Raw genomic sequence first — 25,649 nt, 5'->3', positions numbered from 1 at the left:
ATGAAAAATTTATCAGTACGGAAAAAGATTCAACTGTTGATCGCGACAGCAATTGTCGCAATGATTTTGCTAGCAAGTGCCGGACTCTATTTCCTGAATCAGATGGCGAATGCCTCGCAAATCATGTACAAAGAAAATTTACTACCTGTGCAAGAAGTTGCTCAAATTCGGATTGATACTCGAGCACTCGACTCGTTTTTGGTTGAAATGATTCTAACGACGGATGAAAAGCGAATCGAAGAATTACAATCTGAAATTGATATACGTCAAGCTCAAATTCAGTCGTCTTTAGGTACATACGAGCGTGAAGCTAAGATGACCGCTCAATCATCCAAGCAATTAGAGGAATTAAAAGACAATGTATTGGCGTACGACAACGGAATGAGTGTAGTGCAAGACTTTGCGTCACGAAATGAAAATGATGACGCTTATAAGAGTTACTCGGAAAATCTAGAGCAAGTCCGAGATAATGTTGCCAACTCAGCGAAAAGTTTGATGAAAACCATGACAAAACAATCAAGAGACATCAACGCATTGAACCAGCAGGAAAAGCAGACAGCATTTTACATCATGCTCGGGATTTTCCTACTTGCGTTACTGTTATTCGCAGGTCTCGCAATTTACATCACACGTCTGATTACACGACCAATCCGTTCACTGCAAGCGTGGATGAAGCAGTCAGGTGAGGGCGACTTAACCGTCCGCGGTGATTATGTTTCGAAAGACGAGCTTGGTCAATTGACGACATCATTCAACACGATGACAGAACAGCTCCACCACGTCATCATCGAAATGACGGACACGTCAAAACATGTCGCGACAGCATCAGACGAATTAAGTACGAATGCGGAAGCAACGACAAAAGCGACGGAAATGGTCGCTGTGACGATGGAAGAAATTGCAAGCGGTGCAAGCCAGCAATTAAATCAAGTGTCCGGTGCGTCGCGGACCGTCCAGGACTTAACGTCCGGTGTCAGTCAGGTCGCCGGTAACGCCCAACAGATGACGGACGCAACGGGCGACGCGATGGATAAAGTCATGCACGGCGGTCAGGTCGTCAGCCAACTCGGTCAGCAGATGGAACGGATTAACACCGATTTCACGGAACTGGGTCAAGTGATCGTCGGACTCGGAAACCGGTCGCAGGAAATCGGTCAGATTACCGATTCGATCACCGGAATCGCGGCGCAGACGAATCTGTTGGCACTTAATGCGGCGATTGAAGCGGCGCGGGCCGGGGAGCAGGGACGTGGATTTGCAGTCGTCGCAGCGGAAGTCAAGACGCTCGCTGAGCAGTCGGCACTTGCTGCGAAACAAATCGAAAGCTTGATTCAAGTCATCCAACGCGAGACGGAACAATCCGTTACGTCGATGGAGAAGGTGACGGCAGAAATGACGAACGGGATTCAAGTTGCCGGAGAAGCGAGCGCTTCGTTCCAAGCGATTGAACGTTCGATCAGTGACGTGACGGGACAAGTGGAGGAAGTCTCCGGTGCTGTCCAGGAAATGGCGGCCGGCAGCGAACAGATTTCCGCGATCATGCGTGAGATTCAATCGGTGACGGAAAGTACGGCCGCAGGAACGGAAAACATCTCGGCTTCGACGGAAGAACAGATGGCTTCGATGCAGGAAATTTCGTCGGCGTCGCAATCACTGGCGACGATGGCGGAAGATTTGAAACGATTATCAAGTCGTTTTCATGTGTAAGTCGTACCTGTTCATCTAACTAAAAAACAAAAAACAAACGGTCTGAATTCTATAGAAAAGAATTCAGACCGTTTGTTTTTTTAAAAGAAGAGTCAAACTCACTTCTCTGCATAGAATGGTTCTGCTGTTTGCCGCGTCTCTACCGACTTCGACAGCTTGTTGTCGACGAGAATGACGACGACTGAAACGGCGAGTGCAAAAGCACCAATCCATGGCAAATAATGCAATAAGCTGTTTTTGACAGCAATTCCGCCGACTCCGGCACCTGCTGCCATCCCGATTTGTCCGAAGGCGCTATGCAGACTTAACACAATACTAGCTGCTGAAGGTGCAAGCGTAATGAGTCGGAATTGAATCGGTGTTCCGGAAGACCAGGCTGCCAGTGCCCAGAAAACAAGTAAAACGTAGAACAGGGAAGCCGATTGTCCGATGAACGGGAACAGGAATAAGGCGAGTGCATGAAGCAACATGCTTCCAGCCAGCGTTCGGAACGATCCCCATTTGTCGGTTCCGAATCCGCCTAATTTAGAACCGATGGCACTTGCGATTCCAAATAGGAACAGTGCCGTCGTCACCCCTTGGTTACTCATGTTAAAGACATCCAGGAAATACGGAGAAATATAAGTGAATACGACGGAATACGAGCCCAACCAAAGGAACGTAATGAGCAGATAGGCTGAGATTCGCGGTTGCATGAAGAATTTAAATTGTTCACGTAATGGAACGGGTTCCTCGGCCTTGGTTTGTGGGATCATCACCAGTGCTAAGACGGAGAGCAGTAATCCAATCAGGCCAAGACCGATGAAAATGACATTCCACTCGTAGTGGGAGGCTACGACCCGTCCAATCGGAACGCCGACGACTAAGGCTGTACTATTTCCCATGACGACCGTGGCAATCGCACCCCCTTGTTTTCCGGGGGCTGCCAAGACGGCAGCAAGCGTTAACAGCGTCACTTGAATGACTCCCGCACAAAGGGCGGAAAGGATTCGGGCGGTCATTAACATTTCGTAACCTGACAAGAAAGCAATCAGCACATTGACGATGGAAAAAATCGTCAGCGCATAGACAAGCAGTTTCTTTCGTTCCAATCGAGCCGTCATTGCAATCAGAAAAGGTGTTCCTGCTCCGAAGGCAATGGAGAATACTGTAATGAGTTGTCCGGCGGAAGAGACGGAAATATGATTGGCATCAGCAATCTTATCTAAAATACCGGCAATGACATATTCGGATGTCCCATTCAAGAAGCTGATAACTGCTAATAAATAAATTTTCGATATGTTTGACATGATACGGTACACCTCGGTTTATGACTTTTGTATTTTCAACTCTCGGGTTGTTTGAAATACTTACTCATAGTACAGTAGCTGTACTTCTTAATAAAATGCATATTTGTCATAGGGGGCATACCAAAAACGTTATGAACAGATCACAAATAGAACTCATCATCCAGATTGCCGAGACGGGCAGCTTTACTAAAGCCGGAGAACACGTGCACATGACGCAGCCGGCCGTCAGCCGGACGGTCGCTTCGATTGAAGCGCAGCTCGGAACCAAGTTGATTAAAAGAGATAAAAAGAACGGGTTGTTTTTTACGGAGGTCGGCGAACAGATTCTGGTCATTCTTCGGAAAATCACGAGTGAGTTCCAAAAAGTAGATGAATTGGTGGCATCAGAACGCGGATTAGAAATCGGAAAAGTTCATGTGGGTGCTTACCGGACCGCATATACACGTTTTCTGCCTAAAATCATTCGGACGATGGAGGAACAGTATCCCGGACTGGAGATTAAGTTGTGGGAAGGAACAATCGATCAGATTAAAAAATGGTTACGGACAGAATGCGTGGATGTGGGAATCATCACTTCGACGGATCAAGAATTCGATACGATTGCCCTTGCAGAGGATCAACTGATTGTCCTTCTGCCGGTCCGTCATCCTTTGGCCGCTCAGGAAACCGTGAGTATCCTCGATTTGAAAGAGCAACCCCTCTTAATGGGGAAGGATGGTGTCGAAAAGCACATCTACAGTTTATTCGAAGAACATGACCTGATTCCGAAAGTCAGGTTTGAAATGGATCAGCTCGAGACGGGAATAAGTATGGTTCAGGAAGGATTAGGGGTGACCATTACGACGAAACAAAGCATCGGGACGTTACCCGATCACGTTATATATCGTGAACTCACACCGAAGACGTTTCGTAATATCCAATTGGCCGTGCGGAACAAAAAAGATACTTCAAAGGCGACGGATGTTTTTATTCAAACAGCACTCACGCTATTTACTCCCGACACATTAGAAAAATGACAGAGCTCTGTTTTTTTCATAAGAAGTCATAAATCAGGTCAAGGATTGATTATTTGAAACGGGTATCCCAAACGGATGCCTGTTTTTTTATGGAAAAAGAAGGGATTTCGAAGGTGGAACCCTAATAGTGTAGAAAGAATGAAAAGGAGGGTACGGATATGGGACCACATGAAATCATTGAATGGATTCTTTACGGGATATTCGGTTTGATTGTGCTTCCGATTGTAGTATTCGGCTTAGTGAAGACGGGGAAAAAGCGTATGCTGGCTTTGATGACTGCAGGAGTGCTCTGTCTGATGTTCGGAAGTTTTTTAATGAGCCAGACGGATGATGAGGATATCAAAGCGCAGATTCAGGAAAACGTGGCAGCCGTCAAACCGTATCTTGCGAAGGAGTTTCCAGGCGAAAAGTGGACCATCTCAACCGTTCCTTTTCAAAAAGACGGATATCAGCACGTCAATCCCTATTTCATAACCGTCGTCTTTCAAAACGAACCGGATGCTGCGTATGAGTACAATGTTAATCGCAACGGACGTGTCGAACTGGTCGGGTTTTCCAGTAAAAGCGATTACCATGAGTTTAACCACTTGGAAAAATGAAAAGAATCAAAAAAACAGTCCACCGCGAGGCGGAACTGTTTCAAGCATCCGTTCAGGACGTCAGCGTTTTTTCTTTGGACGACGATAGGGACGACATCGTTTTGACCGCGAAGAAGGCAATCAAACCGAACCCGACCTTGTTCGTCAAATCGGCAAAGTTGTAAATCAATTCGCGGACGAGCTGGATTTCAACGCCCGGCGCAAACAGCGTGACGGCATAACCGATCGGATAGATGGCCCAACCGATCAAGATGAACAAACGCATTTTCAACAGGGCATCACGAATCGGAGCCTGTTTGTTTTCAGCAGCTTTCGTGACGTTCGTAAACAGCAGATAGATGATATAAATCCAGGCGAGACAACCAATCAGATACGACCATAGTCCGAGTTGCGTGAACCCACCGGCGATGTTGATCGATGATTCACCGATGTAGCCCCCGACGATCATGATGATATCGGCGATGATCAGTTTCGTTAACAACGACCGCCCAAGCCGGCCTTTCAGACCAAGCAATAACGGAAACTTGACGAGCAACAGCGGCGTCGTGACGAGCCAGTCGATATAGCGGATTTCCGTTGGGAAGCCATCGATTTCCGATAACAGACCGGACGTTCCGACGGCGTCCTTCATGAAGTAATAATGGATGGCAGCACCAAAGGTGACGAGTGCTGCGACGGTGGCGGTGGATCGGTATTCCGGTGCAAGCGAATTCCGTTCGACTAAAAAGTAGAGTGTCCCAGCAGCCATGCCGACGAATCCGACCCAAAACATATACTGCGTGGCAAGAACGAGTAAATTGACTTCTTCCATGATCAGTCACTCCTTCATTACACAAAACATGCGCTTCTATATCCTATATGTTTAGTATAGAGCGATAGATGAAAGAACAAGTTGTTCCAATCGTTAAGAAATGTGCTGATGCATGCTCTGATGACACAAGTTGGACGCACTTTTTGAACCGTTCGGGACGAAGAAACCAAAACATCAAAACTGGAGGAATGAACATGACTTTTCCGACATTAGAAACACCGCGTCTCCAACTGGTGGAAGTGAAGCTTGAACATGGACCGGCCCTATTTCATATTCTCTCGAACGAAGATGTAACCCGTTTTTACGGAATGAATCCGTTGCGTGAGCAAAGCGACGCCTTGAACATCATCGCATCTTTCAAACAGACGTATGATACGCAACAAGGAATCCGTTGGGGCATCATGATCCGTGACAGTGGGACGTTCATCGGGACGCTTGGTCTGAATCACTTGAGTCTGTACAGCAAAAAGGCGGAGATCGGCTTTGAGCTTGATCCTGCGCACTGGCGGCATGGTTATGCAGCAGAAGCGATTCAAGCTGTTTTTGAATATGCGTTCGAGACACTGGAATTACACCGGATGGGTGCCGTGACGTTTTTAGAAAACGAGGCATCCATTCAACTGCTTACACGACTCGGGTTCGAAGAGGAAGGCGTGTTACGCGGGTACCTGTTCCAAGGCGGGACATCGCATGACGGACGGATTTTCTCCCTCTTGCGATCAGACCATCAAGCAATCATGCAACAACACCAAGAGGAAAAACCGGTATGAAAGTGAACCGAATTGATCATGTCAGCATCAACGTATTGAATCTAGTGGAAGTGACACGCTTTTTCGTCAGCTTGGGATTCGTCGTAAAAGGTGAATGGGACTCGTCCGGACCGCAACTCGACCGGATTACCGGTTTGCGTGACGTCACGACTTCGTGTGCCGCTCTCAGCGTACCCGACGGAGAGACGTGGCTTGAACTCGTTCAATATCAGACTCCAGTCGATACTGGTCAATCATCAAACGAAGTTCACGCGGCAGGTCTTCGTCATCTTTGTCTCAATGTCGAGTCGCTTGACGCGATGATGACAATCGTGAACGAGCAGGGCTATACTTCGATCAGTCCGGCAGAGCAGTTTGGAGAAACGTACCGAATTTGTTATGTCAGGGGACCGGAAGGCATCATATTGGAAATAGCGGAAACCATCTTAAACTAAAGGAGGGAAAAAATGTTTCGTAATTCAAAAGGCAGCACTCAAGTCTGGCTCAATGATCTTGGTGTTTGCTTATTCGTCCTGATCGGTCTGACGCTTGCGACGCATCCTGTCGTCATCACGGCATCGGGACGGTTGATGTACGATGAATCAATCTGGCTGAGCACCGAAGAAATGAAAAAATTCATCAATTTTTACTTTGCGGTCTTTTTTGTCTACTTTTTGACGGTCAATCAACTGTATCCGCGTTTCGTCAAACGACAGGCAAAAAAAGACTTGAATAACAAAAAGGTTATATAATAAAATAGTTATATTAAAATCGTCCGTCTGTATGTGTTGGCTGACGATTTTTTTCGTTCATATTAAAAAGGAGGTCTTCCATTGATTCAAACCGTAAAACCGGTCGAAGAGATGAGCCAGTTCTTGAAACTGCTCAGTGACAGTACACGTCTTGAAGTTCTGCGTCGTCTTGCGGTCCGTGAACATTGTGTCTGTGATTTCGTCGAACTGTTTGATATTTCGCAACCCGCGGTCAGCCGTCATCTAAAATTATTACGGCAGGCACATTTGATTTTGGAACGGCGTGAGCGGCAATGGATCTATTTTCGTCTCAATCCGAATCATTCCCAGTACAATCTACTGATGACGATTTTAACGACGACACCTTTGCCGGATCTTCAACTAAACCAGTGTTAGATTAACGTATGAAGTGGTCTCAAATATAACGAAACGGTTATATTCAGTTTAAGAAAAATTAATAGAGAAATGAAGTGAACGCATTGACCGGCACACATCTACTTGCGATTGGGATTTTCCTGATCACGTTATTTTTAATCATCAAACAACCAAAAGGTCTTGGCATCGGCTACTCCTCGATGGGAATGGCACTGATTGCTTTACTGACCGGCGTCGTTAATCTGGATGATGTCTCGACCGTCTGGGGCATCATCTGGAATGCGACGTTTACGTTTATTGCTCTGATCATCATCTCGTTGATTTTGGATGAAGTCGGCTTCTTTGAATGGGCTGCACTTCATATGGCACGCATCGCGAGAGGGGGCGGTGTCAAACTTTTTGTGTACCTGACACTACTCGGCGCACTGGTATCGGCTTTATTTGCAAATGACGGTGCCGCCTTAATCCTGACACCAATCGTTCTCGCCATCGTCCGCTACTTAAAATTACCGGACTACGTCGTTTTGGCGTACGTCTTTGCGTCCGGATTTATTGCCGATACGGCGAGTCTGCCGTTTGTCGTCTCGAACCTCGTCAATATCGTCTCGGCCGACTTCTTTGACATCGGCTTTACGGAGTATGCTTCACGGATGGTGTTCGTCAACGTTTTTTCTGTCATCGGCAGTTTGCTTGTCTTGTATCTGTACTTCCGGAAAAGTATTCCGAAGACCTATGACGTCTCGCAACTCGTCGCGCCGAGCACGGCAATCAAGGACCAGCGGATGTTCAAGTTATCGTGGCTTGTGCTCGTACTGCTTGTCGTCGGTTATTTCACGAGTGACTTGATCGGCATTCCAGTTAGTCTCGTTGCCGGCGTCATCGCCTTGTTCTTCCTCTTGATGGCACGTCGTTCACCGAGCGTGCCGACTAAAAAAGTCATCGCCGGTGCACCATGGGCGATCGTTTTCTTCTCACTCGGAATGTACATCGTTGTCTATGGTCTCCAAAATGCCGGATTGACGCAAGTTCTCGCCGATGTCATTGACGGTTTTGCGACGAATTTGGCAGCTGCGACGTTCGGCATGGGATTCCTCGCCGCCATCCTGTCATCGGTCATGAACAATATGCCGACCGTCATGATTGATGCCCTTGCGATTGATCTCAGTCAAACGACCGGCATCATCCGGGAAGCGTTGATTTATGCCAACGTCATCGGATCTGACTTAGGTCCAAAAATTACACCAATCGGCAGTCTGGCGACCTTGCTCTGGTTGCACGTTTTGCGCTCAAAAGGTGTCAAGATTGGCTGGGGACAATACTTTAAAATCGGTACGATTCTGACGATTCCAACGCTTGCGATTACGTTGCTCGGATTGTACATCAGCTTGTTACTTTATTAATTTTCAGGAGGACACTTACATGAAATTGTTGATCATTGGTTCAGTTGCCGCCGGGACATCGGTCGGGGCAAAAGCACGCCGGAACAGTGAAGATTTACAAATTACGATTTACGATCGCGATCAGGACATCTCCTATTCCGGTTGTGGAATTCCGTACTTCGTCGGTGGCGAAATTTCCGACATCGACGAATTGACACCACGCGATGCCGCATTCTTCAAAAAACGTTATAACATCGACATCCACACCCGACACGAAGTCGAATCGATTGATCACGCAACGAAAACGGCAACGATCGTGAATCTGGCGACCGGTGATCGGTTGACGGATACGTACGATACGCTGGTGCTTGCGACCGGAGCCTCAAGCATCATCCCACCGTTCCCTGGTGTTGATCACGATAACGTCTTTACGGTCCGGAACGTCCGCAATGCTGATGCGATTCGCTCGTACATCGAGCAGCATGATCCAAAGACGGCGACAATCGTCGGCGGCGGTTTCATCGGTCTTGAGATGGCGGAGCAGTTGACGTACCGCGGAATTCAGGTGACACTCGTCGAACGCCTGCCGCAAGTCATGCCACCGCTTGACCGTGACATGGCAGAACGGGTTGCTGATCATATAAGAGATAAAGGCGTCTCACTGTTGCTCGGAGAATCGGTGACGGCATTAAACGGGACGGAACGGGTCACGGACATCGCCCTTGAGAGTGGCGAATCGATTGAAACAGAGCTCGTCATTCTGTCAGTCGGTGTAAAACCGAATACGGCGCTTGCCAAACAGATTGGTGTTGAGCTTGGGCAGACGGGTGCAATCGCCGTCAACCGGAAGATGCAGACGAATCTGCCGGATGTTTATGCCGTCGGTGATGTCGCGGAAAGTTTCTCCGTCATTACCGGAGAAGCGATTTACCGTCCGCTCGGCTCGACCGCCAACAAGATGGGCCGGATTGCCGGGATGGTCATCACCGGGGAAGAAGCGGAACACCGCGGGATTCTTGGAACCGGTATCTTCAAAGCCTTTGATCTGACGGTCGCACAGACCGGTTTGACGGAAAAAGAAGCGCGGGAAGCCGGATACGACATCGAAATTCTCCACAATATTAAACCGGATCGCCCGGAATATATGGGTGGAAAAGAAATGACGATCAAAGCGATTGCCGACCGGGCGACAGGACGGGTCCTTGGCGCACAAATCGTTGGTCCACAGGGGGTCGACAAAAGAATCGATGTCCTGGCGACAGCTATTACGTTCAAAGCAAAAGCAGAAGATCTGTTCCATCTCGATCTCGCTTATGCGCCACCGTTCGCGACGACCAAGGATCCGGTGCTCTATACCGGGATGGCACTCGACAATGCAATCAAAAAAACCGCCCGTTTGATGACACCAAATGAGTTGATCGAACAAGTCGCAAACGGCAAGTCGTTCCAAATCATCGATACGCGCTCGAAAGCCCAGTTTGAGAAAAATCACGTCGACGGTGCGATTCATATCCCACTCGGTGAACTGCGGACACGGGCGAAGGAACTCGATCCGACGTTGCCGACGATTGTCTATTGCAATAAAGGCGTGACCGGGAACGCAGCGCAAAATGTGCTCAAGAATCTTGGTTTTACGGATGTCTGTAACTTATCCGGCGGTAATAAAAACTATCAACATTGCAAAAAGTGTCTGACCGAGTAATGGTCCGATGACAAAAAGCGGTTCTTCTTCGCAGAAGAGCCGCTTTTTTTACTGCGCATACCGGTAAGTATGTTCAATTCGTTGACGGATGCTGTCCGGCAAGGAAGCAGCGAGTGCGGTTTGTAACCGTTCCGGCGCATCGAACGGGTGAGACTGCCAGTAGTCTTCAAGGAGACAGACTTTGGATTCGCGTCCCGGCATCAATAGATAGAAGACGTACCAATCCTCAAGATGCATGAACGGATAGCGTTGTCCACCGAAACTGACCTGTTCCGTCACAGCTGTCTCATCAAAAATGAATGAAAAAACGCCTGCTGTATGCTGAATTTTGAAATCGACGATGAGATCCAGCTCAACGCTTCCAATCGTGTATTCTTCAAACCGGCGGGTCAAAAAAACTCCTTTATCTTGAGACGGCTGCTGTTCGCCGAACTTTTTCAAAATCCGTTCAGCCACAGCGAAATCGTCCGGATGAAAGAGCAAATCCACATCGTTTGGATGCTCCACCAACCCATGGTGGGCGAGGAGAACCGAACCACCAATGCCCCATCTGACGTGAGCAGAGGCAAAGAGTGGGGAAAGGAGAGAAATCACGGATTCAATCATTTAAAATTCCTCCTGTGCAAACTATTGATTCTGTGAAATTACATTCAGCTTAGCAAACAAGCGCACTGAAATGAATCATTTTTTGGTCATCACCATTGTATTCTCAGGATAGGATTTCTGAAGACGTTTAAGCGACCTACTCAAATCCAACTCCGGTACTACACAAGGAGTTCATCGATTCGGATGAGCTCCTTTTTAGTATGGATCAAATTTATCGCTTAAAAATAAAAAGACCAAAAGTGTTCCTTTTTGAAACTAATGGTGCTAGACTGTGGATATTCAAAACAGGACAGGATGTTGAGTAAGGAACGCTTCTCAACAGAAAGGTGGAAGAAACAAATGAAAATGAGTGTACGAGAACAATGGTTCTCAAATGTCAGAGGTGATGTATTGGCAGGCATCGTTGTTGCGCTTGCTTTGATTCCGGAGGCGATTGCCTTCTCAATCATTGCCGGTGTCGATCCGATGGTTGGCCTGTATGCTTCGTTTTGTATTGCCGTTATCATCGCCTTTGTCGGCGGCCGACCGGGGATGATTTCAGCGGCAACCGGAGCGATGGCCCTTCTGATGGTTCCGCTCGTCAAGGAGCACGGACTCGATTATCTGCTTGCCGCGACGATTTTAACCGGAGTCATCCAAATTGTATTCGGGGTCTTGAAAGTCGCAAAAATCATGAAATTCATTCCGCGTGCCGTCATGATCGGGTTCGTCAATGCACTCGCGATTCTGATTTTCATGGCCCAAGTCCCGCATTTTATCGGGATTTCTACGATGACGTATGTGTTCGTCGCGATGACGCTTGCAATTGTCTATCTTTTGCCCCGCTTTTTCAAGGCAATTCCCGCACCGCTGATTGCGATTGTCGTTTTGACGATTGCGGCGATTTATCTGAACGTTGATTTACGGACAGTCGGTGATCTTGGAGTGATTCAACGGTCGTTGCCGTCGTTCTTCTTGCCGAACGTCCCGTTGAACTTCGAGACGTTACAAATCATTTTCCCGTATTCGCTTGCGCTGGCGATCGTCGGGTTGCTTGAGTCTTTATTGACAGCAACGATCGTCGACGACATGACCGGCACGGAAAGCGAAAAAAACAGTGAAGCGCGGGGGCAGGGGATTGCCAACTTCATCACCGGATTCTTCGGAGGGATGGCGGGATGCACCATGATCGGTCAATCGGTCATCAACGTCAAGTCAGGCGGGCGAGGCCGGCTGTCGACGCTTGTCGCCGGACTGTTCCTGATGTTTTTGATCATCGTCCTCGGAAATTGGGTCATTCAAATTCCAATGCCGGTTCTTGTCGGAATCATGATCATGGTCTCGATCGGCACATTTGACTGGTCGTCGTTTACGTATCTCCGCAAAGCCCCGAAAGCGGATGCGTTCGTCATGCTCGCAACGGTCAGCATCGTCGTCGCGACACACGATCTCTCGATCGGCGTCATGGCCGGCGTCGTGTTAAGTGCGCTATTCTTTGTCGCCAAAGTCTCGAAAATCAAGGTCAAGCAACAGATAGAAACCGGAAAAACGGTGTATACCGTCAAAGGTCCGTTGTTCTTCGCTTCGGTCGATCATTTCATCGCTTCATTTGATTATGAGGAGACGAACCAACAGATCCGGATTGATTTCAGCAACACCCAAATTTGGGATGATTCGGCCGTCGGAGCGATTGACAAGATGATGCTCCGCTTGATGGCGAATCAAAACAAAGTCGAACTGATCGGATTGAATCCGGAAAGCAAGAAGCTGATTGATCGGTTGGCGGTTCATCAGGATCCGATCCCGAAAATTTCCACACATTGAGTTAAGGAGGAACGGTTATGTATCGACATATCTTATTAGCCGTCGACGGTTCGGAACATTCCGTCCGTGCGGCGGAAGAGGCCATTAAGATTGCCCGGCTCAGTCCGGACAGTCAAGTGGAAGTCGTTTTCGTCGCTGACTTCGGAAAAATCAAAGACGATGTCCTGCATACGGAAGGAACGGCAGGGCTTGAAGTCGCCCGCAGAAAAAGACTGGCACCGGTCGAAGAAAAGTTAGAAGCAGCTGATGTCTCCTATTACGTGACGATTCTTCGCGGTGAGCCGGGTCCGACAATTGTGGATCACGCCAATCAACAGCATGTCGATTTAACGATTATCGGCAGCCGGGGATTAAACGGTCTGCAGGAGATGGTCCTCGGCAGTGTCAGTCACAAGATCGCCAAGCGCGTCAAATGTCCGGTTTTGATTGTGAAGTGACGAGTGAATCTTTTTTTGGAAATCGCACATTACAACGATTTATGTGTCTTGACCCAGGGGATAGTCAAAAAAAAGAGGGGGTCATTCTAATGAAGAAGACATATTTGGTCCCTGTTCTCGGTCTTGCCTTATTTGCAGCAGGATGCGGCAATTCGGACAATCAGGAAACGGAAAAAGTCGAGGAAACAACGACGACAAATGATACCGGCTTGAAAGATGACAGCTCAATGAAGGACGATACGGCAACAAATCAGGATCAGGATACGGTGACGGACAATGCCGACAAGGATTACGGATTCGTTAGTCTATCGGTTGAGGCGGATACTGCGGACACGATGGACGCCGTCGACATCAGTTATGACCGGGACAACGACGGAACGGAAGCCGATTACAAGATGAACGGTGAACAGTCGCAAGGCAACGAAGCGATGAAGATGCTGGATGCGAAGCTCGACGAACTGAATCTTGATGCCGATACGGCAAATGATGACGCGATTGCCCAAGTCGAGAAAGTCTTTGGCATTAAGGACACGACCCGGCTTGAAGTCGAGATCGAGTTTGCCGATGGAACGGAAAAAGAATTCAAGAAGTAAAACTAGAGGTGCCTCGTCGGCGCCTCTATTTCTTTTCTCTCCATGATATGATGAGAACATATTGTAAAATATTTCAATCGGGGGTTGTGAATTATGGAAATCACAAGTGGTACGACGGAAGACGGGCAATGGATCCGGGAACAACTGATTGCTTATAACCGGCAACACGTTCCGGCAGCGCTCTATACGGAAGCGGAACAATATTGTTTTTTGGCATGGAATGAAGACGAAGAACTCCTGGGCGGTCTTACGGCAAGTTATGTGTGGAATCATCTGCAGGTACATTTCCTATGGATTGATCCGGAAAACCGAACAGATGGTGTCGGAAAACATTTGATGGCCCATATCGAGTCCATTGGCGAAGAGAAATCATGTAGTAAGATTCTGCTTGATACGTTCAGTTTTCAGGCGCCGGGATTTTATGAAAAGCTCGGGTTCGAGGAGTACGGTCGTCTCGCCGATCATCCGACGGAAGGACAGACCCAGTACTTTTTCGTCAAGTATTTGTAAGTGTTTAGCGTTGGTAATGATAGACCCAGGCCGCCATATAGGACAACGTTCCTGCTGTTAAGACGAACGCAATGGCGTAAAATGCAAAGTTCGGAAATATCGACATCAGTGGAACATCAAACAACAAGGCAATCATCAATAGCGGTAAGGTGATTAAAAAGCTCACGTATGCGGCACGTGTTGCTTTTCCTGTAATTACTTCCTCCCGTTCATCCTGATCAGAAAACTCCGTCGTCGACGACGACCACTTGGAAAAAGAACTTTTCTTATCTGTCCGCATCCAGTAGCCGGTGACTGAAAGGCCGATTGCGACTAAAATAATCGGAAGTATGATGGACAGGTCCAGCGTAAAATTAAAACCTGTACCATTGACTGGATCATTTTGAAAAACGTTTAGCTGATGATGAATCGAACTTAGGAAAATCGCAGCCAAAAAATACATACAAATGTTCAAACACGATTGAATGATGACACGTTTCATTCCGATTCCTCCTCCAAGTAAAAAATCGATTCGACCGGTCGTTCGAACACCCGTGCAATCTGCATCGCGAGCAGCAGGGACGGCGTGTAACTTCCTTTTTCAAGTGAGATGACTGTCTGGCGTGTGACACCGATCATCTGAGCAAACTGTTCCTGCGTCCATCCGTTGCTGCTGCGCAACGATTTAACCCGGTTGATTAGTTTCATCGCAGGTCTCCTTTAATCATTGATACTTAGATTGTAAAGTCTGTTTTACATTTTGTAAAGTAGACTTTACATTCGATGATAATAAAATAACTCGTCCATCCTTCAGACGAGTTACTAAAAAACACCGTTACGACTTTTGATAGCGACGATTATTCCACCAGCGCAACAGACTGCCGACTGCAATGAAGGTGATCATGATGACGAGACAACTGACTGTCACGATGAACACTCCTTGCTTCGAGGCATTCAAGAAAGGATACGGATAAAAACCGGTTAAACTTCCCCGGATCAGACTGTACACCAAGTACAGCAACGGGAAGAGCAGCCAACTTAAAAATTGATTCCGTGAAAGACGGCTCGGGGAGCGGATCAGTAACCAATCAAGTAATCCGACAAGCGGCATGACGTAATGAAGGACCGTGTTCACCCAGGGAATCGGTGTTTGTAAACTTTCTTCGAGCCCCCGCAGCAATACGAAGTAAACGATGCCGGTAATAGTCATGTACAAAGCTGCAGCTCCACGGACACTGGTTGCGCGTTGAAACATCTTGTTGGAACTGGCGGTGATCAGTAAGACAAGTGCAAGAAATAAGTTACTTAAAATCGTAAAATAGCTGAAGTAGTTGACCGGATTGAAGCCGGGCCGACTCGTGCTGGCATAAAACTGATAGCCGACGGCCAAAAGACCAAGCAGACCAAAACCTAATCGGACGATACGCAGAAAAGAGGAAGACATGTCGGAACACTCCTTTTTTTGACCGGATAATAGAGTCTTCGACAGCCGAGTCGGAGTTCCTTGTCGAGAAGGTACTGTTACTTTTTTGAGAGTCTTTATCAAAAATCATCGAAACTCTTGAATTTTCGGAATATTCAACCGATAATCGGGTAACTAACACAAAACGATGATGGTTGGCTTAGAGAGAGAAAGGAGGCGCCGACATGATGCCGGAATTGTTACCTGATGAACGTGAACTGGAGCGGAGGATTCGAATCGTCCATACGTTGCGTAAACTCGGGAAATCCGACGAATCCATCGCGAAATCATTATATGTCTCCCTGGAATGGGTCCAGTCGGTTTTTGATGAAGACGACTGGCGGCATGCGCAATCCTCTTAAGAAAGAACGGCAGAGTGTCGGATGACGCTCTGTTTTTTTTTGTGTGGCAGTGGGCGCGCGCGCTGAATTTCGGTACACTGGAAAGGAAATCACTGAAAAGAAGGAATGACTCATGAAACAAGTCGCCATCATCGGTGCCGGCATCACCGGGCTATATGCCGCTTGGCGTTTGCAGGAGACGGGGTACGACGTAACCATCTTTGAAGCCCGTGACCGGATCGGAGGACGGATTCTGACCGAAACGTTATCTTACAAAGGACAAATATACGATTTTGATCTTGGACCGACCTGGTATTGGCCGGACACGGAATCGTTGATGACGAACCTCATCAATCTGCTGCAACTGCCGACACTCATTCAGGCGACGCATGGAACGATGATGCTTGAGAGGTCACCGGGACAAATTGAACAGCATTCCTTACCGGACGGGCAAACGGTCTTGTCACATCGACTGGTGAAGGGGATGGAAAGCGTATCGGAAGCACTGGTCAAAAAACTGGATCCGGAGATGATTCGTTTGTCACACCGCGTCACCACCATTCTGAAAAAGAAGCAGGTTGAACTGACGATTGAACATCAAGGGACACAGATGCAACAATCGTTTGATCATGTACTCATGACGTTACCGCCACGACTCAGCAGCCGGATGATCTGGATTCCGACTTTACCGGAAGCCGTGCACCGACAACTTGAAGCCACACCGACCTGGATGGCCGGACAGGCGAAAGTCGTTGTCGTTTACGAAACACCGTTTTGGCGACAAGCGGACCGGTCGGGCCTTGCCATCAGCTGGTCAGGGATTTTACAGGAAATTCATGATGCGTCGCCGCAAACCGGACCCGGTGCTTTATTCGGCTTCTTCCGTCTGACGGCATCAGAACGCGCGGCTTTCAGCGAAGCGGAATTGAAGAAGCAGTCCGTTGAGCAGTTGACCCGTTTATTTGGACAAGAAGCCGGTAATCCGATTGCTGTCTTTTATCAAGACTGGGCAAAAGAGCCGGAAACGGCAACGATAGCAGATGCGGCACCGTTAACCGACTTTCCTGTCTATCAACCGATTGACCTCGAAGATCCGTGGAAGGACACGGTGACGTTACTCGGAACGGAAAGTGATCCGGCGTTCGGCGGACATTTGGAAGGCGCTTTGCAATCGTTCGAACGGTGGCTTCGTAGTCAAATCAGTCCGAAGAAAGAGAGGGAGAACGAATGAGCATGAAGGATTCGACGTTTCATCGGGCATTCGGTACATACGGCATCTATTTTAATGAAGGAAAACTGCTCGTCATCCATAAGCAGGGCGGACCGTATACGTATCGGTACGATTTGCCGGGAGGCAGTCTCGAAGATTTTGAGACGTTACCGGACGCACTGGACCGCGAATTTCAGGAGGAAACGGGATTAACGGTCCGCTCAAAACGATTAATCGGGGCGTTTGAGTTTTTCATTCAGTCTGACTGGCACCGGGCGTCGCACCTTCATCATATTGGGGTGTTTTTCCATGTGTTAGAGGCTGACGGAAAGCCGTCTGTTCCAAAGATGTTTGACGGACAGGACTCAACCGGTTCGTCCTGGGTCAGCCGGGCAGACGTCGATATGTCCAACGCATCACCGCTTGTCTTAAAAGCCTTTGACTATTTGGAAAATCCAAAGACCGAGACAATGATGCGAATCGAGAATTGGATTGTGAAACAGTATGTGGTGTCATGAAATTGATAACGAAAAAAAATCTATCATCTTTTATGATGGAGTTTAATCCATAAAACAAGCCCAAATGTCTCTCGTATTCCGACTTGGATACACAAGAGATTTGGGCTTGTTTCATTAAGATGATTTTTGCTCGATTGACTGTTCAACCGGCTGCTGTTCCCGCCAGACGAACGTCAAGGCGATCCCGATTGCGAGCATGACCGTCGCAAAATAGAACGGATAGTTTAGGTCGACGTCAAATAAAATCCCGCCGATGATCGGACCGAGAATATTTCCGATACTCGTAAACATCGAGTTCATTCCGCCGACGAAACCTTGTTCGTTTCCGGCGATCTTCGACAAATAGGTTGTGACGGCAGGGCGCATTAAATCAAAGCCGACGAAGACAACCATCGTCACGAGAATAATCGAAAGATAACTTGTCACATAGGTCATGACAAGAACCAGTAATGTCGAACCGATTAAGCTGTACCGGATGAGACGGATTTCTCCGAACCAGCGCGTCAGACGTTCAAACAATCCGACTTGGACGATGACACCGACGATGGCACCGAGTGAAATCGCGAGCGCGATGTCTTTTGCGGTAAAGCCGAACTTCCGGTCGACGAACAAAGCGAACAGTGATTCGAACGAAGCGAGACCGAAGGAAGAAATCAACAACACCATAAAGGCGATGAAGTAGAGCGGTGAAAAAACTTTCCGGAAACCGGTCTTTTGCTGCGGTGTTGTCGTCTGTTCATAATGGCGTTCCGGTTCGCGTAATGTAAAGACCGACAAAATCATTGCGGTCAAGCCAAACGCTGCGGCAAAGAAAAACGGGACGCGGGTACCGACATCCGCTAGGAAGCCGCCGATTCCCGGACCGATGATGAAACCGGTCGAAATCGCTGCTGACATGTAGCCAAGGGCCTTCGGACGTGTATCGTTCGTGGTGATGTCGGCGATGAACGCTGTGACGGCCGGCATGATGAAGGCGGCACTGACACCACCTAAAATCCGCGACGCGAACAACACTTCGACGGATTGTCCAAGACCAAATAACAGTTCCGACATGCTGAAGATGAACAGACCGATAATGATCATCGGTTTGCGGCCATATTTATCGACGGCCCGACCAGCGAGCGGTGATAACACAAGCTGGGCAAAGGCGAATGCCGAGACCATGTAACCGACGGTCGAACCGGAGATGTTCAGCTCGTTCATGATGGTCGGGGTGACGGGAATGACAAGACCAATCCCTAAAAACGCGATAAAAAGATTAAGCAGTAGGGTGCCTAAGATCAATTTGTTATTTTGCATGGTAAATTCCTCTGTTTCTATAGTTTAAATCATCAGCGGACAAGCCCCCGCCAAAAAATCGGCCAGACGGCAGTAAAACGTCGTTGATAGGCCTCAACACCGTTGTAGACGAACTCGGTCATCGTGCCTTCCGTCACCGTCAAATAGGCGAGTGCGGCACTTTCGTAATCGTCCGAATACAAAATCTGTTCTTGGCGGTCGCGTTCCCGCAACAAACGGGTCAAGTGGCGTTGCATTGAATCAAAAAACGGATTAATCAAATCTGTTACTTCGCGTTCCAGCTTGACGGGCGGAAAATAGGCGATCCGTAAAATGAACTTCAGCTGATCGTTTTGGGTACTTTCCTGAAGAAACCAGTCAAAAAACCCTTTCAGGCTCGCTTCAAGCGTAAGATGGCGTGTTGAGATGAAGTACGTGGCGAGATGTGTTTTCTGTGTTTCGAGCGCATGCGTCATCGCGGTCAGGAACAAATCGTCTTTTCCGCGATAGTGGGCGTAAATCGACGGTTTTTTAATTCCGACTTCCTGCGCAATCTCTTGTAAGGACGCGCCCTCGTAGCCATGTTGGGCAAAATGCCGCAGGGCCGTTTGCAATAATAATGAAGCTTTCATTCAATCACCTTCCTAACGGTCGTTAGTTAACAGCCTAACAGATTCAAAACGATTGTCAAACAAAAAAGCCGAAGGTCGCGGGGACCTTCGGCTTAACACGTTTAATTACTTGTTGGCGATACGACCGCGTGAAGCGACGCGTGAACCTGTGATACCAGCGATTGATGTCACGATCATCGTTAAGATGAGAGCGACGAAGCCCCAAATTGAAACTTTATACGCTGTTTGTGTGGCTTGTTCTGTTTGGACGCGAACATCTTCCACTGTTTTCTTAAGATCAGCTGATGTTTCGTCAAGCGTTTGTTTTGCATTTTCAATCTGTTTGCTTGTTTCACTTGTTGCCTGGTTTAAGCCATCGACGATATTTTTCGTTGCTTTGTCCGCCTCTGCTTGTGAAAGATCTGTGTTTTGGGCAACAGCTTCAGCAATTTTGTCTTCATCGACTGAGTTTTGGATTTTTTCTGAACGTGCTGTCAATTTGTCACCAAGATCGCTGACGATTTTATCGAAGTCTTCCGGTTTTGTTAAGACATCTTTACCGGCTGCTGTTGCGTCATCTTTGACGGCATCGAGCTGACCTTGCAAGTAGTTTGGTTGTAATTCAGGAATATCTGTGTCTTTAAGGATTTCATCGACATTTCCTTCAAGTTCTTTTGTATCGACTTTTGAGACGTTATCCGTTACTGAGCTGAATCCTTTTGAGACAGCGTCTGATGTTGTGCTGGCGATTGCGCCGACACCTTGACCTGCTGCACCACCGACTGTACCAAGTACTGAACCAACTGTTTGGAACGTGTTGATTGTCGTGAATGTCAGCAAAGCGAACAAGAGGATGACGCTTGTTGACCATGTGAGGAAACCATGGACGAGTCCGGCACGTGATGATGTCACACCGGAAACGAAACCAGCGACGAACAATGAGATTAACAACGACAGGATTGCCCAGATGGCTAAGCCGATGCCGACACCGTCAAACGGTTTGTCGGACGTGACGTCCGTGACACCAAAACCGATTGCTGAACCGATTAAGCTGAATGTAATTAAAAGTGCAAAAAATGATACGACTCCCGCGATGATTGAACTCCACGAAATGTTTCGACCTGCTCCATCTGCTTCCGGCCGCAAGTACGACGAGAAACCTTTTCTTGTTTTTTCCATAATAATCTACTATCTCTCCACTTACGATTTTACGTACATCACTTGATTTCAAGAAGCTTTTTCTTAAACTGTTTTGAATTGAGATGTTGATGTGCATAGCTCTTATATAGCCGCTCAACTAGAGTAACAAACCTAGTATCAAAAGTACTCCTTTTAGAAACTTTAATCCGATTATTCTGAATAATCGGGTCATTACCATAGGCAAAACAGTTGATATTCAGAAAATGATTCGTTATGATTGTAACTAGAACGTTTTACTGTACGGTTTGATGATGGAATCATTTTTGCGATTCAAAATTATTCTCATGGAGGTGACCCCCTGTTTCAGGGGACAGAATTGGACATATTGTTAGTATTGAATTTGGCATTACTGGTGTTGTTGATTGTCTTGACGGCGTTTTTCGTCGGATCGGAGTTTGCCGTCGTCAAGGTGCGGATGTCACGGCTTGATCAAATGATTCAGGAAGGAAACAAAGGAGCGGTCCTCGCGAAGAAGGTCGCCAGTGACCTCGATTATTATTTGTCTGCCTGTCAACTCGGAATCACAATCACCGCACTTGGACTTGGAGCGCTCGGGAAACCGACCGTCGAAAAGCTACTTGGACCGGTCTTTGACGAGTTTGGTGTCGCAGCGGCCCTGTCGACGGTTCTTTCCTATACGATTGCGTTCGTTTCGGTGACGTTTTTACACGTTGTCATCGGTGAACTTGCTCCGAAGACACTTGCCATCCAGTACGCGGAACGGATGACATTACTGCTTGCACCGGCTTTGTATGTGTTCGGTAAAATCATGTATCCATTCATCTGGGTGATGAACGGTTCGGCACGTGTTTTCCTGCGTCTGTTCGGCGTTCAGCCGGCAGGGCATGAACAAGCACACTCGGAAGAAGAGTTGAAAATCATCATGTCGCAAAGCTTTCAGAGCGGTGAAATCAATCAGACGGAACTCGCGTTGATGCAAAACGTCTTCGCCTTTGATGAGAGGGTGACGAAGGACATCATGGTCCCACGGATGAACGTGACGACGCTGTCGCTCAGCATGACGTGGACCGAAGTCTTACAGATCATGACTTACAATCAATACACGCGTTACCCGGTCATCGAGGATTTTGATAAAGATAAGATCATCGGTTACGTCAACGTCAAGGAAGTCCTGACCGATCAGGCAAACGATCAACAACGCGACTTACAAAAGTATATGAAAGACATTCCGGCCGTGTCCGAAATGACACCGCTCCAGGAAACGTTGTTAAAGATGAAGGTGACGCGTTCCCACATCGCGCTCGTCATCGACGAGTACGGCGGGACTGCCGGCATGATTGCGATGGAAGATTTGCTTGAAGAAATCGTCGGTGAGATCCGCGATGAATTCGATGAAGATGAACAGGCCGACATTGAGACGGTTTCGAAGACGGAGTACCATCTGTCGGGGACCGTGTTGCTGGCAGATTTACAGGAACGGTTTAACCTGACGTTTGCTGACGCGGATGAAATCGATACGATTGCCGGCTTCATTCAAGCGCAAGGAACGGACTATCAAGCTGGTGAGCGGCTTGAGATGGAGACATACGATCTCGAACTGTTACACGTCGAAAACTATCAAATCCAGCAGGTGAAGCTGGTATTGAAACAGATTTCCTAATACTAAAAACGGTCCCTCGAATAGGAGAGACCGTTTTTTTTGATAGAATCATTTAATTATTCCGCCCACCATAAGGCATCTTCCGGCTTCTTCGCGACGGCATGCAGTTCTTTTTCCGTCGAGACGGTCGGGTGGGAACCTTTTAAGGCTTTGCCCGATGTACTCTTGAAGAAGAAGAAGAACGTAATGAAGCCGATCACGCTGACGGCAGTCAGGTAATACGCCGGAGCGAGCGGATTTTGTGTCGCATGGACGAGCCATGTCGAGACAAGTGGTGTCGTTCCGCCGAAAATCGAGACGGACACGTTAAACGTAACAGAAAGTGTCCGGTAACGGACGTCTGTATAAAAGATACTCGGCAACAGACTTGGCATCGTTCCTTCGAAAATCGCGAGGAAGAAACCAAGAATGAAGATTCCGATTCCGACGAACAAGAGTGGTTTCAGACCAATCAGGTAGAACGAGAGAATCGACAGAATCGACAGACCGGCCAGTGCAAACAGGACGATATTCCGATTGCCTTTTTTGTCGCTGAGTTTACCGAAGAAGTAAGCAAGCGGAATCATGATGACCATGACACCGGTAATCAAGATTGTACTCGTTGAACTTGAAATCCCCATGACTTCATTCAGGTAAGACGGCATATACGACAGTAACATGTAATTCGTGATGTTGAAGAACGCAACGGCGATGAAACACACGATGATATCGCGTTTATGATCGCGGAGGATTTCCCGGAACGTAGCCGGTTCTTCCGTATTTTCATTGATTTCGTTTTCGAAGATCGGTGATTCATCAAGATGACGACGCAGGTACAGACCAAACAGTCCGAGTGGTGCCCCTAAAATGAACGGGATCCGCCAGCCCCATGACGCCATTTGATCGTCGGATAATGTGACGAACAGGACGGTTGCGAGAATCGACGCGAGAATATACCCGGCTAGTGTTCCGATTTCAAGACCACTTCCGAGGGCACTCCGTTTGTTGTCTGGTGATGATTCAGCGATGTAGACCATTGCACCGGCATATTCACCGCCGGTTGAGAAACCTTGTAAAATCCGGGCCAGTAACAGTAAAATTGGTGCCCAAATTCCGATTTGATCATACGTTGGTAATAATCCAATGATGAGGGTCGAACCGGCCATCATGACGATTGTTGTCGTCAAAACGACCTTTCTTCCAAGGCGATCTCCGATTCGTCCGAAGACGATTCCGCCGATTGGTCGCATTAAAAAAGCGATCGCAAACGTTGCAAAGGTAAAGACAAGCTTCAGTTCATCATTTTCAACAGCACTAAAGAAGTTTTGACTGATGATGATTGCGAGATACGAATAAAGACCAAAATCGAACCACTCCATCGCATTCCCAATTCCAGTCGCGTAGACACTTTTTTTGGTTTGCTTCATGTCGACGACATTGACTTTTTCTTTTCTGAATTTCATAAGTTCTATTCACTCCCTTTAATAAGTTCGTATCGTAACATAGTAGGAAATGAAGTCAAGTCGCTAAGCGGCTTAATGACTTGAAAACGACTGAGAATGGCTCTGTACAGGGAGTTGTCAATCCGTTGAGACTCTAAGGAAGACGTCTTGTCCTAAAGATTTATGAAAAAATAATAATTTTTTTCATTTCTTTTCACAAAAATGACACGTTTTTCATTCGTTTTCATTTTATTTGTCCGTCAAGAATCCTCCCTAAGCAGGAGGTGAAATCAAGGAAATGATTGGTAAAATTAAATGGATACATAGATGAATGATGAGGGGCGAGATGACATGAATACGCGACGCATGGGAAAGTGGCTGGCAGGTTTGTTAGGTGTGGTGATCATCAGCGGAACGGCTTGGTATTATCTGTTTGAGACGTCGCAAGTGAACGGTTTTCCGATTCCACGGACGGGGACGGTCGAGGAAAAGCCGGAGGGTTTATTAGTCAAGACGCACCTCGTGTCGGAAGTTGAAGGACCCGGCGTATTATACGAAATGCGGATCCGGCAAGCCGGCTGGAAATGGATCGACCGGGAAGGACTGGCCGCCTGGTATGAAAAAGACGGCCGAATGATTGAACTGACGACATTTGATGATGAATTGTTTCTCGAACCGGCTGAACGTGCCGGCATCGAACAATAAGACAAGCGGAGTTCCTATTCACAGGGACTCCGCTTGTTTTGTCTGTTCAATTTGTATAGAGCAGCTTTTTCGTATCTTTTTCGTAGACCCGGTAATCAATTTCGAAATCCTGATTCCGGGTCGTTGTCACCCGGCAATAATACGGAACCTTCTTGCCGTAAGCATCAAGATCCGGTCCGTCACGGAAAGAAAACGTATCGTTGGTTTCTGTTAAGGTGATGTCGATTGATGTTCCTTTTGACTCAGACGGTTCCAAAACACAGGCACCTACTAATACCCGGTAATCACGAAACACCATCTCGGTGAAACTCGGCACCGTTATCCAAAGACACAGCAATCCGAGTAACAGGACACCCGTCCATTGGAGTTTCTTAAAGAATGAGTACTGTTTGTTGTCAAAATGAAGAACCAAAAGGTAACAGGCCGGTAAGACAAACGCGACACCCAATAAGAAAATGAAAAAATAAGTGATGATTTCAGCATTCATTTGGATACGACCGCCTGATGGAGTGACCAGTGCAGTGCGGTATCAGATGCATTGATTTTTTGGAAGCCAATTTTCTCCAAGATCCGGATTGAAGCATGATTCGTCGTCGATGTTTCAGCTAAGACAGTCGCAACGGCCAGGTGGGACAAAGCCCAGTCGACAAGAGCGTCGATGGCTTCCGTTGCATAACCGTGGTTTTGGTAAAGTTCCAATAAACCATAGCCGATTTCCACTTCTTTGTTTGCGGATGGCAGTCCTTTAAACCCGATGTCCCCGATAATGTTCCCGTCCTGGCGAATAACAAGCCAGCTGCCCCAGTGGAGCAGGGCAGGATTCCCTGCCAATTCAGACAAGTGATGTTCAAGTTCAGGACCGTTCTCGTAACGTTGTTCCTGAACGAGCGGTGTCCATTCAGTCGTATAAGGAACAATCGTCAATCGGTTGGTTTTAATGGTCATGGTCATATTCCTACCCTCGAAGTAGTTTGA

Annotated in this window: 30 protein-coding genes; 18 read left to right on the top strand and 12 right to left on the bottom strand. The window is 47.6% G+C overall.

Going from position 1 to position 25,649, the window contains the following annotated elements:
* Entirely contained in the window at positions 1-1,707 is a 1,707-nt protein-coding gene (locus tag P402_RS0109395; RefSeq protein ID WP_026828442.1) for a methyl-accepting chemotaxis protein, read from the top strand.
* 98 nt (positions 1,708-1,805) lie between these two features.
* Here P402_RS0109395 and P402_RS0109390 read toward each other — a convergent pair whose 3' ends face one another.
* Positions 1,806-2,996, bottom strand: coding sequence for an MFS transporter (locus P402_RS0109390; protein ID WP_026828441.1), 1,191 nt, complete (start codon positions 2,994-2,996; stop codon positions 1,806-1,808).
* A gap of 131 nt (positions 2,997-3,127) precedes the next feature.
* Here P402_RS0109390 and P402_RS0109385 point away from each other — a divergent pair, with 131 nt between their 5' ends.
* On the top strand, positions 3,128-4,012 hold the full coding sequence (locus P402_RS0109385) for a LysR family transcriptional regulator (protein ID WP_026828440.1): 885 nt from the start codon (positions 3,128-3,130) through the stop codon (positions 4,010-4,012).
* Positions 4,013-4,170: 158 nt separating this feature from the next.
* Positions 4,171-4,611, top strand: a complete 441-nt coding sequence (locus P402_RS16420; protein WP_051525145.1) for a hypothetical protein — start codon at positions 4,171-4,173, stop codon at positions 4,609-4,611.
* A 52-nt stretch (positions 4,612-4,663) separates the two neighbouring features.
* Here P402_RS16420 and P402_RS0109375 read toward each other — a convergent pair whose 3' ends face one another.
* Entirely contained in the window at positions 4,664-5,422 is a 759-nt protein-coding gene (locus P402_RS0109375; RefSeq protein ID WP_026828439.1) for a bacteriorhodopsin, read from the bottom strand.
* Positions 5,423-5,616: 194 nt separating this feature from the next.
* On the opposite strand from P402_RS0109375, the gene P402_RS0109370 reads away from it, so the two are divergent.
* The 6 genes from P402_RS0109370 to P402_RS0109345 all read left to right on the top strand — a co-directional run bounded on the left by P402_RS0109370 (position 5,617) and on the right by P402_RS0109345 (position 10,379).
* Positions 5,617-6,192 (top strand): GNAT family N-acetyltransferase, encoded by a 576-nt coding sequence (locus tag P402_RS0109370; RefSeq protein ID WP_026828438.1) that lies wholly within the window; start codon positions 5,617-5,619, stop codon positions 6,190-6,192.
* On the top strand, positions 6,189-6,626 hold the full coding sequence (locus P402_RS0109365; protein ID WP_026828437.1) for a VOC family protein: 438 nt from the start codon (positions 6,189-6,191) through the stop codon (positions 6,624-6,626). The genes P402_RS0109370 and P402_RS0109365 overlap by 4 nt, the downstream gene beginning before the upstream one ends.
* A 12-nt stretch (positions 6,627-6,638) precedes the next feature.
* Positions 6,639-6,923 carry a hypothetical protein gene (locus P402_RS0109360; protein ID WP_026828436.1) on the top strand — a complete coding sequence of 95 codons (285 nt, stop codon included), beginning with the start codon at positions 6,639-6,641 and terminating at the stop codon, positions 6,921-6,923.
* Between the two features lie 81 nt (positions 6,924-7,004).
* The gene (locus P402_RS16415; RefSeq protein WP_034769893.1) at positions 7,005-7,319 is read left to right on the top strand and encodes an ArsR/SmtB family transcription factor; all 315 of its coding nucleotides are present in this window, start codon (positions 7,005-7,007) and stop codon (positions 7,317-7,319) included.
* Positions 7,320-7,393: 74 nt separating this feature from the next.
* Entirely contained in the window at positions 7,394-8,698 is a 1,305-nt protein-coding gene (locus tag P402_RS0109350; protein ID WP_026828435.1) for an arsenic transporter, read from the top strand.
* 19 nt (positions 8,699-8,717) lie between these two features.
* Entirely contained in the window at positions 8,718-10,379 is a 1,662-nt protein-coding gene (locus tag P402_RS0109345; RefSeq protein WP_026828434.1) for an FAD-dependent oxidoreductase, read from the top strand.
* 48 nt (positions 10,380-10,427) lie between these two features.
* Here P402_RS0109345 and P402_RS0109340 read toward each other — a convergent pair whose 3' ends face one another.
* Entirely contained in the window at positions 10,428-10,985 is a 558-nt protein-coding gene (locus P402_RS0109340) for a hypothetical protein (protein ID WP_026828433.1), read from the bottom strand.
* A 339-nt stretch (positions 10,986-11,324) separates the two neighbouring features.
* On the opposite strand from P402_RS0109340, the gene P402_RS0109335 reads away from it, so the two are divergent.
* The 4 genes from P402_RS0109335 (at position 11,325) to P402_RS0109320 (ending at position 14,328) form a co-directional block, all read left to right on the top strand.
* Positions 11,325-12,788 carry a SulP family inorganic anion transporter gene (locus tag P402_RS0109335; RefSeq protein WP_026828432.1) on the top strand — a complete coding sequence of 488 codons (1,464 nt, stop codon included), beginning with the start codon at positions 11,325-11,327 and terminating at the stop codon, positions 12,786-12,788.
* Between the two features lie 17 nt (positions 12,789-12,805).
* On the top strand, positions 12,806-13,225 hold the full coding sequence (locus tag P402_RS0109330; protein WP_026828431.1) for a universal stress protein: 420 nt from the start codon (positions 12,806-12,808) through the stop codon (positions 13,223-13,225).
* A gap of 89 nt (positions 13,226-13,314) precedes the next feature.
* Entirely contained in the window at positions 13,315-13,818 is a 504-nt protein-coding gene (locus P402_RS0109325) for a YusW family protein (protein WP_026828430.1), read from the top strand.
* Between the two features lie 93 nt (positions 13,819-13,911).
* Positions 13,912-14,328 carry a GNAT family N-acetyltransferase gene (locus tag P402_RS0109320; protein ID WP_034769891.1) on the top strand — a complete coding sequence of 139 codons (417 nt, stop codon included), beginning with the start codon at positions 13,912-13,914 and terminating at the stop codon, positions 14,326-14,328.
* 4 nt (positions 14,329-14,332) lie between these two features.
* Here P402_RS0109320 and P402_RS0109315 read toward each other — a convergent pair whose 3' ends face one another.
* The 3 genes from P402_RS0109315 to P402_RS0109305 all read right to left on the bottom strand — a co-directional run bounded on the left by P402_RS0109315 (position 14,333) and on the right by P402_RS0109305 (position 15,751).
* On the bottom strand, positions 14,333-14,809 hold the full coding sequence (locus tag P402_RS0109315) for a hypothetical protein (protein ID WP_026828428.1): 477 nt from the start codon (positions 14,807-14,809) through the stop codon (positions 14,333-14,335).
* Positions 14,806-15,015 carry a helix-turn-helix transcriptional regulator gene (locus tag P402_RS0109310; RefSeq protein ID WP_026828427.1) on the bottom strand — a complete coding sequence of 70 codons (210 nt, stop codon included), beginning with the start codon at positions 15,013-15,015 and terminating at the stop codon, positions 14,806-14,808. The genes P402_RS0109315 and P402_RS0109310 overlap by 4 nt, the downstream gene beginning before the upstream one ends.
* A 127-nt stretch (positions 15,016-15,142) precedes the next feature.
* Positions 15,143-15,751, bottom strand: coding sequence for a Pr6Pr family membrane protein (locus P402_RS0109305; RefSeq protein ID WP_026828426.1), 609 nt, complete (start codon positions 15,749-15,751; stop codon positions 15,143-15,145).
* A gap of 203 nt (positions 15,752-15,954) precedes the next feature.
* Here P402_RS0109305 and P402_RS17055 point away from each other — a divergent pair, with 203 nt between their 5' ends.
* The 3 genes from P402_RS17055 (at position 15,955) to P402_RS0109290 (ending at position 17,838) form a co-directional block, all read left to right on the top strand.
* The gene (locus P402_RS17055; RefSeq protein WP_200868719.1) at positions 15,955-16,131 is read left to right on the top strand and encodes a hypothetical protein; all 177 of its coding nucleotides are present in this window, start codon (positions 15,955-15,957) and stop codon (positions 16,129-16,131) included.
* 112 nt (positions 16,132-16,243) lie between these two features.
* Positions 16,244-17,341, top strand: a complete 1,098-nt coding sequence (locus P402_RS0109295) for a flavin monoamine oxidase family protein (RefSeq protein ID WP_026828425.1) — start codon at positions 16,244-16,246, stop codon at positions 17,339-17,341.
* Positions 17,338-17,838: an NUDIX hydrolase gene (locus tag P402_RS0109290; RefSeq protein WP_235188856.1), complete on the top strand. Its 501-nt coding sequence runs from the start codon at positions 17,338-17,340 to the stop codon at positions 17,836-17,838. The genes P402_RS0109295 and P402_RS0109290 overlap by 4 nt, the downstream gene beginning before the upstream one ends.
* A gap of 114 nt (positions 17,839-17,952) precedes the next feature.
* Here the strand turns inward: P402_RS0109290 and P402_RS0109285 are convergent, their stop codons facing one another.
* From P402_RS0109285 to P402_RS0109275, 3 genes are all read right to left on the bottom strand, one after another.
* Complete coding sequence (locus P402_RS0109285; protein ID WP_026828423.1) at positions 17,953-19,137, bottom strand: MFS transporter; 1,185 nt, start codon at positions 19,135-19,137, stop codon at positions 17,953-17,955.
* A 32-nt stretch (positions 19,138-19,169) separates the two neighbouring features.
* The gene (locus tag P402_RS0109280; protein ID WP_026828422.1) at positions 19,170-19,748 is read right to left on the bottom strand and encodes a TetR/AcrR family transcriptional regulator; all 579 of its coding nucleotides are present in this window, start codon (positions 19,746-19,748) and stop codon (positions 19,170-19,172) included.
* A 105-nt stretch (positions 19,749-19,853) separates the two neighbouring features.
* Complete coding sequence (locus P402_RS0109275; protein WP_026828421.1) at positions 19,854-20,906, bottom strand: hypothetical protein; 1,053 nt, start codon at positions 20,904-20,906, stop codon at positions 19,854-19,856.
* Positions 20,907-21,243: 337 nt separating this feature from the next.
* Here P402_RS0109275 and P402_RS0109270 point away from each other — a divergent pair, with 337 nt between their 5' ends.
* Positions 21,244-22,548 carry a hemolysin family protein gene (locus P402_RS0109270; RefSeq protein WP_026828420.1) on the top strand — a complete coding sequence of 435 codons (1,305 nt, stop codon included), beginning with the start codon at positions 21,244-21,246 and terminating at the stop codon, positions 22,546-22,548.
* A 56-nt stretch (positions 22,549-22,604) separates the two neighbouring features.
* Here the strand turns inward: P402_RS0109270 and P402_RS0109265 are convergent, their stop codons facing one another.
* Complete coding sequence (locus tag P402_RS0109265) at positions 22,605-23,990, bottom strand: MFS transporter (protein ID WP_026828419.1); 1,386 nt, start codon at positions 23,988-23,990, stop codon at positions 22,605-22,607.
* 330 nt (positions 23,991-24,320) lie between these two features.
* Here P402_RS0109265 and P402_RS0109260 point away from each other — a divergent pair, with 330 nt between their 5' ends.
* Positions 24,321-24,674, top strand: coding sequence for a hypothetical protein (locus tag P402_RS0109260; protein ID WP_026828418.1), 354 nt, complete (start codon positions 24,321-24,323; stop codon positions 24,672-24,674).
* A 46-nt stretch (positions 24,675-24,720) separates the two neighbouring features.
* On the opposite strand, the gene P402_RS0109255 is transcribed toward P402_RS0109260, so the two are convergent.
* Both P402_RS0109255 and P402_RS0109250 read right to left on the bottom strand, forming a co-directional pair.
* The gene (locus P402_RS0109255) at positions 24,721-25,161 is read right to left on the bottom strand and encodes a hypothetical protein (RefSeq protein WP_026828417.1); all 441 of its coding nucleotides are present in this window, start codon (positions 25,159-25,161) and stop codon (positions 24,721-24,723) included.
* Positions 25,158-25,625, bottom strand: coding sequence for a GNAT family N-acetyltransferase (locus P402_RS0109250; RefSeq protein WP_235188855.1), 468 nt, complete (start codon positions 25,623-25,625; stop codon positions 25,158-25,160). The genes P402_RS0109255 and P402_RS0109250 overlap by 4 nt, the downstream gene beginning before the upstream one ends.
* Between the last annotated feature and the right edge of the window lie 24 nt (positions 25,626-25,649).

It is taken from the genome of Exiguobacterium sibiricum 7-3 (assembly GCF_000620865.1).
GTDB lineage: Bacteria > Bacillota > Bacilli > Exiguobacteriales > Exiguobacteriaceae > Exiguobacterium_A > Exiguobacterium_A sibiricum_A.
The sequence above is the reverse complement of the archived record's forward strand: the minus strand, read 5'-3'. Positions and strand labels throughout refer to the sequence as shown.

Excerpts from the sequence above, each read along its gene's own strand:
- P402_RS0109395 (WP_026828442.1), top strand. The coding sequence starts at position 1 with ATGAAAAATTTATCAGTACGGAAAAAGATTCAACTGTTGATCGCGACA.
- P402_RS0109390 (WP_026828441.1), bottom strand. The coding sequence starts at position 2,996 with ATGTCAAACATATCGAAAATTTATTTATTAGCAGTTATCAGCTTCTTG.
- P402_RS0109385 (WP_026828440.1), top strand. The coding sequence starts at position 3,128 with ATGAACAGATCACAAATAGAACTCATCATCCAGATTGCCGAGACGGGC.
- P402_RS16420 (WP_051525145.1), top strand. The coding sequence starts at position 4,171 with ATGGGACCACATGAAATCATTGAATGGATTCTTTACGGGATATTCGGT.
- P402_RS0109375 (WP_026828439.1), bottom strand. The coding sequence starts at position 5,422 with ATGGAAGAAGTCAATTTACTCGTTCTTGCCACGCAGTATATGTTTTGG.
- P402_RS0109370 (WP_026828438.1), top strand. The coding sequence starts at position 5,617 with ATGACTTTTCCGACATTAGAAACACCGCGTCTCCAACTGGTGGAAGTG.
- P402_RS0109365 (WP_026828437.1), top strand. The coding sequence starts at position 6,189 with ATGAAAGTGAACCGAATTGATCATGTCAGCATCAACGTATTGAATCTA.
- P402_RS0109360 (WP_026828436.1), top strand. The coding sequence starts at position 6,639 with ATGTTTCGTAATTCAAAAGGCAGCACTCAAGTCTGGCTCAATGATCTT.
- P402_RS0109345 (WP_026828434.1), top strand. The coding sequence starts at position 8,718 with ATGAAATTGTTGATCATTGGTTCAGTTGCCGCCGGGACATCGGTCGGG.
- P402_RS0109340 (WP_026828433.1), bottom strand. The coding sequence starts at position 10,985 with ATGATTGAATCCGTGATTTCTCTCCTTTCCCCACTCTTTGCCTCTGCT.
- P402_RS0109335 (WP_026828432.1), top strand. The coding sequence starts at position 11,325 with ATGAAAATGAGTGTACGAGAACAATGGTTCTCAAATGTCAGAGGTGAT.
- P402_RS0109330 (WP_026828431.1), top strand. The coding sequence starts at position 12,806 with ATGTATCGACATATCTTATTAGCCGTCGACGGTTCGGAACATTCCGTC.
- P402_RS0109325 (WP_026828430.1), top strand. The coding sequence starts at position 13,315 with ATGAAGAAGACATATTTGGTCCCTGTTCTCGGTCTTGCCTTATTTGCA.
- P402_RS0109320 (WP_034769891.1), top strand. The coding sequence starts at position 13,912 with ATGGAAATCACAAGTGGTACGACGGAAGACGGGCAATGGATCCGGGAA.
- P402_RS0109315 (WP_026828428.1), bottom strand. The coding sequence starts at position 14,809 with ATGAAACGTGTCATCATTCAATCGTGTTTGAACATTTGTATGTATTTT.
- P402_RS0109310 (WP_026828427.1), bottom strand. The coding sequence starts at position 15,015 with ATGAAACTAATCAACCGGGTTAAATCGTTGCGCAGCAGCAACGGATGG.
- P402_RS0109305 (WP_026828426.1), bottom strand. The coding sequence starts at position 15,751 with ATGTCTTCCTCTTTTCTGCGTATCGTCCGATTAGGTTTTGGTCTGCTT.
- P402_RS17055 (WP_200868719.1), top strand. The coding sequence starts at position 15,955 with ATGATGCCGGAATTGTTACCTGATGAACGTGAACTGGAGCGGAGGATT.
- P402_RS0109295 (WP_026828425.1), top strand. The coding sequence starts at position 16,244 with ATGAAACAAGTCGCCATCATCGGTGCCGGCATCACCGGGCTATATGCC.
- P402_RS0109290 (WP_235188856.1), top strand. The coding sequence starts at position 17,338 with ATGAGCATGAAGGATTCGACGTTTCATCGGGCATTCGGTACATACGGC.
- P402_RS0109285 (WP_026828423.1), bottom strand. The coding sequence starts at position 19,137 with ATGCAAAATAACAAATTGATCTTAGGCACCCTACTGCTTAATCTTTTT.
- P402_RS0109280 (WP_026828422.1), bottom strand. The coding sequence starts at position 19,748 with ATGAAAGCTTCATTATTATTGCAAACGGCCCTGCGGCATTTTGCCCAA.
- P402_RS0109275 (WP_026828421.1), bottom strand. The coding sequence starts at position 20,906 with ATGGAAAAAACAAGAAAAGGTTTCTCGTCGTACTTGCGGCCGGAAGCA.
- P402_RS0109265 (WP_026828419.1), bottom strand. The coding sequence starts at position 23,990 with ATGAAATTCAGAAAAGAAAAAGTCAATGTCGTCGACATGAAGCAAACC.
- P402_RS0109260 (WP_026828418.1), top strand. The coding sequence starts at position 24,321 with ATGAATACGCGACGCATGGGAAAGTGGCTGGCAGGTTTGTTAGGTGTG.
- P402_RS0109255 (WP_026828417.1), bottom strand. The coding sequence starts at position 25,161 with ATGAATGCTGAAATCATCACTTATTTTTTCATTTTCTTATTGGGTGTC.
- P402_RS0109250 (WP_235188855.1), bottom strand. The coding sequence starts at position 25,625 with ATGACCATGACCATTAAAACCAACCGATTGACGATTGTTCCTTATACG.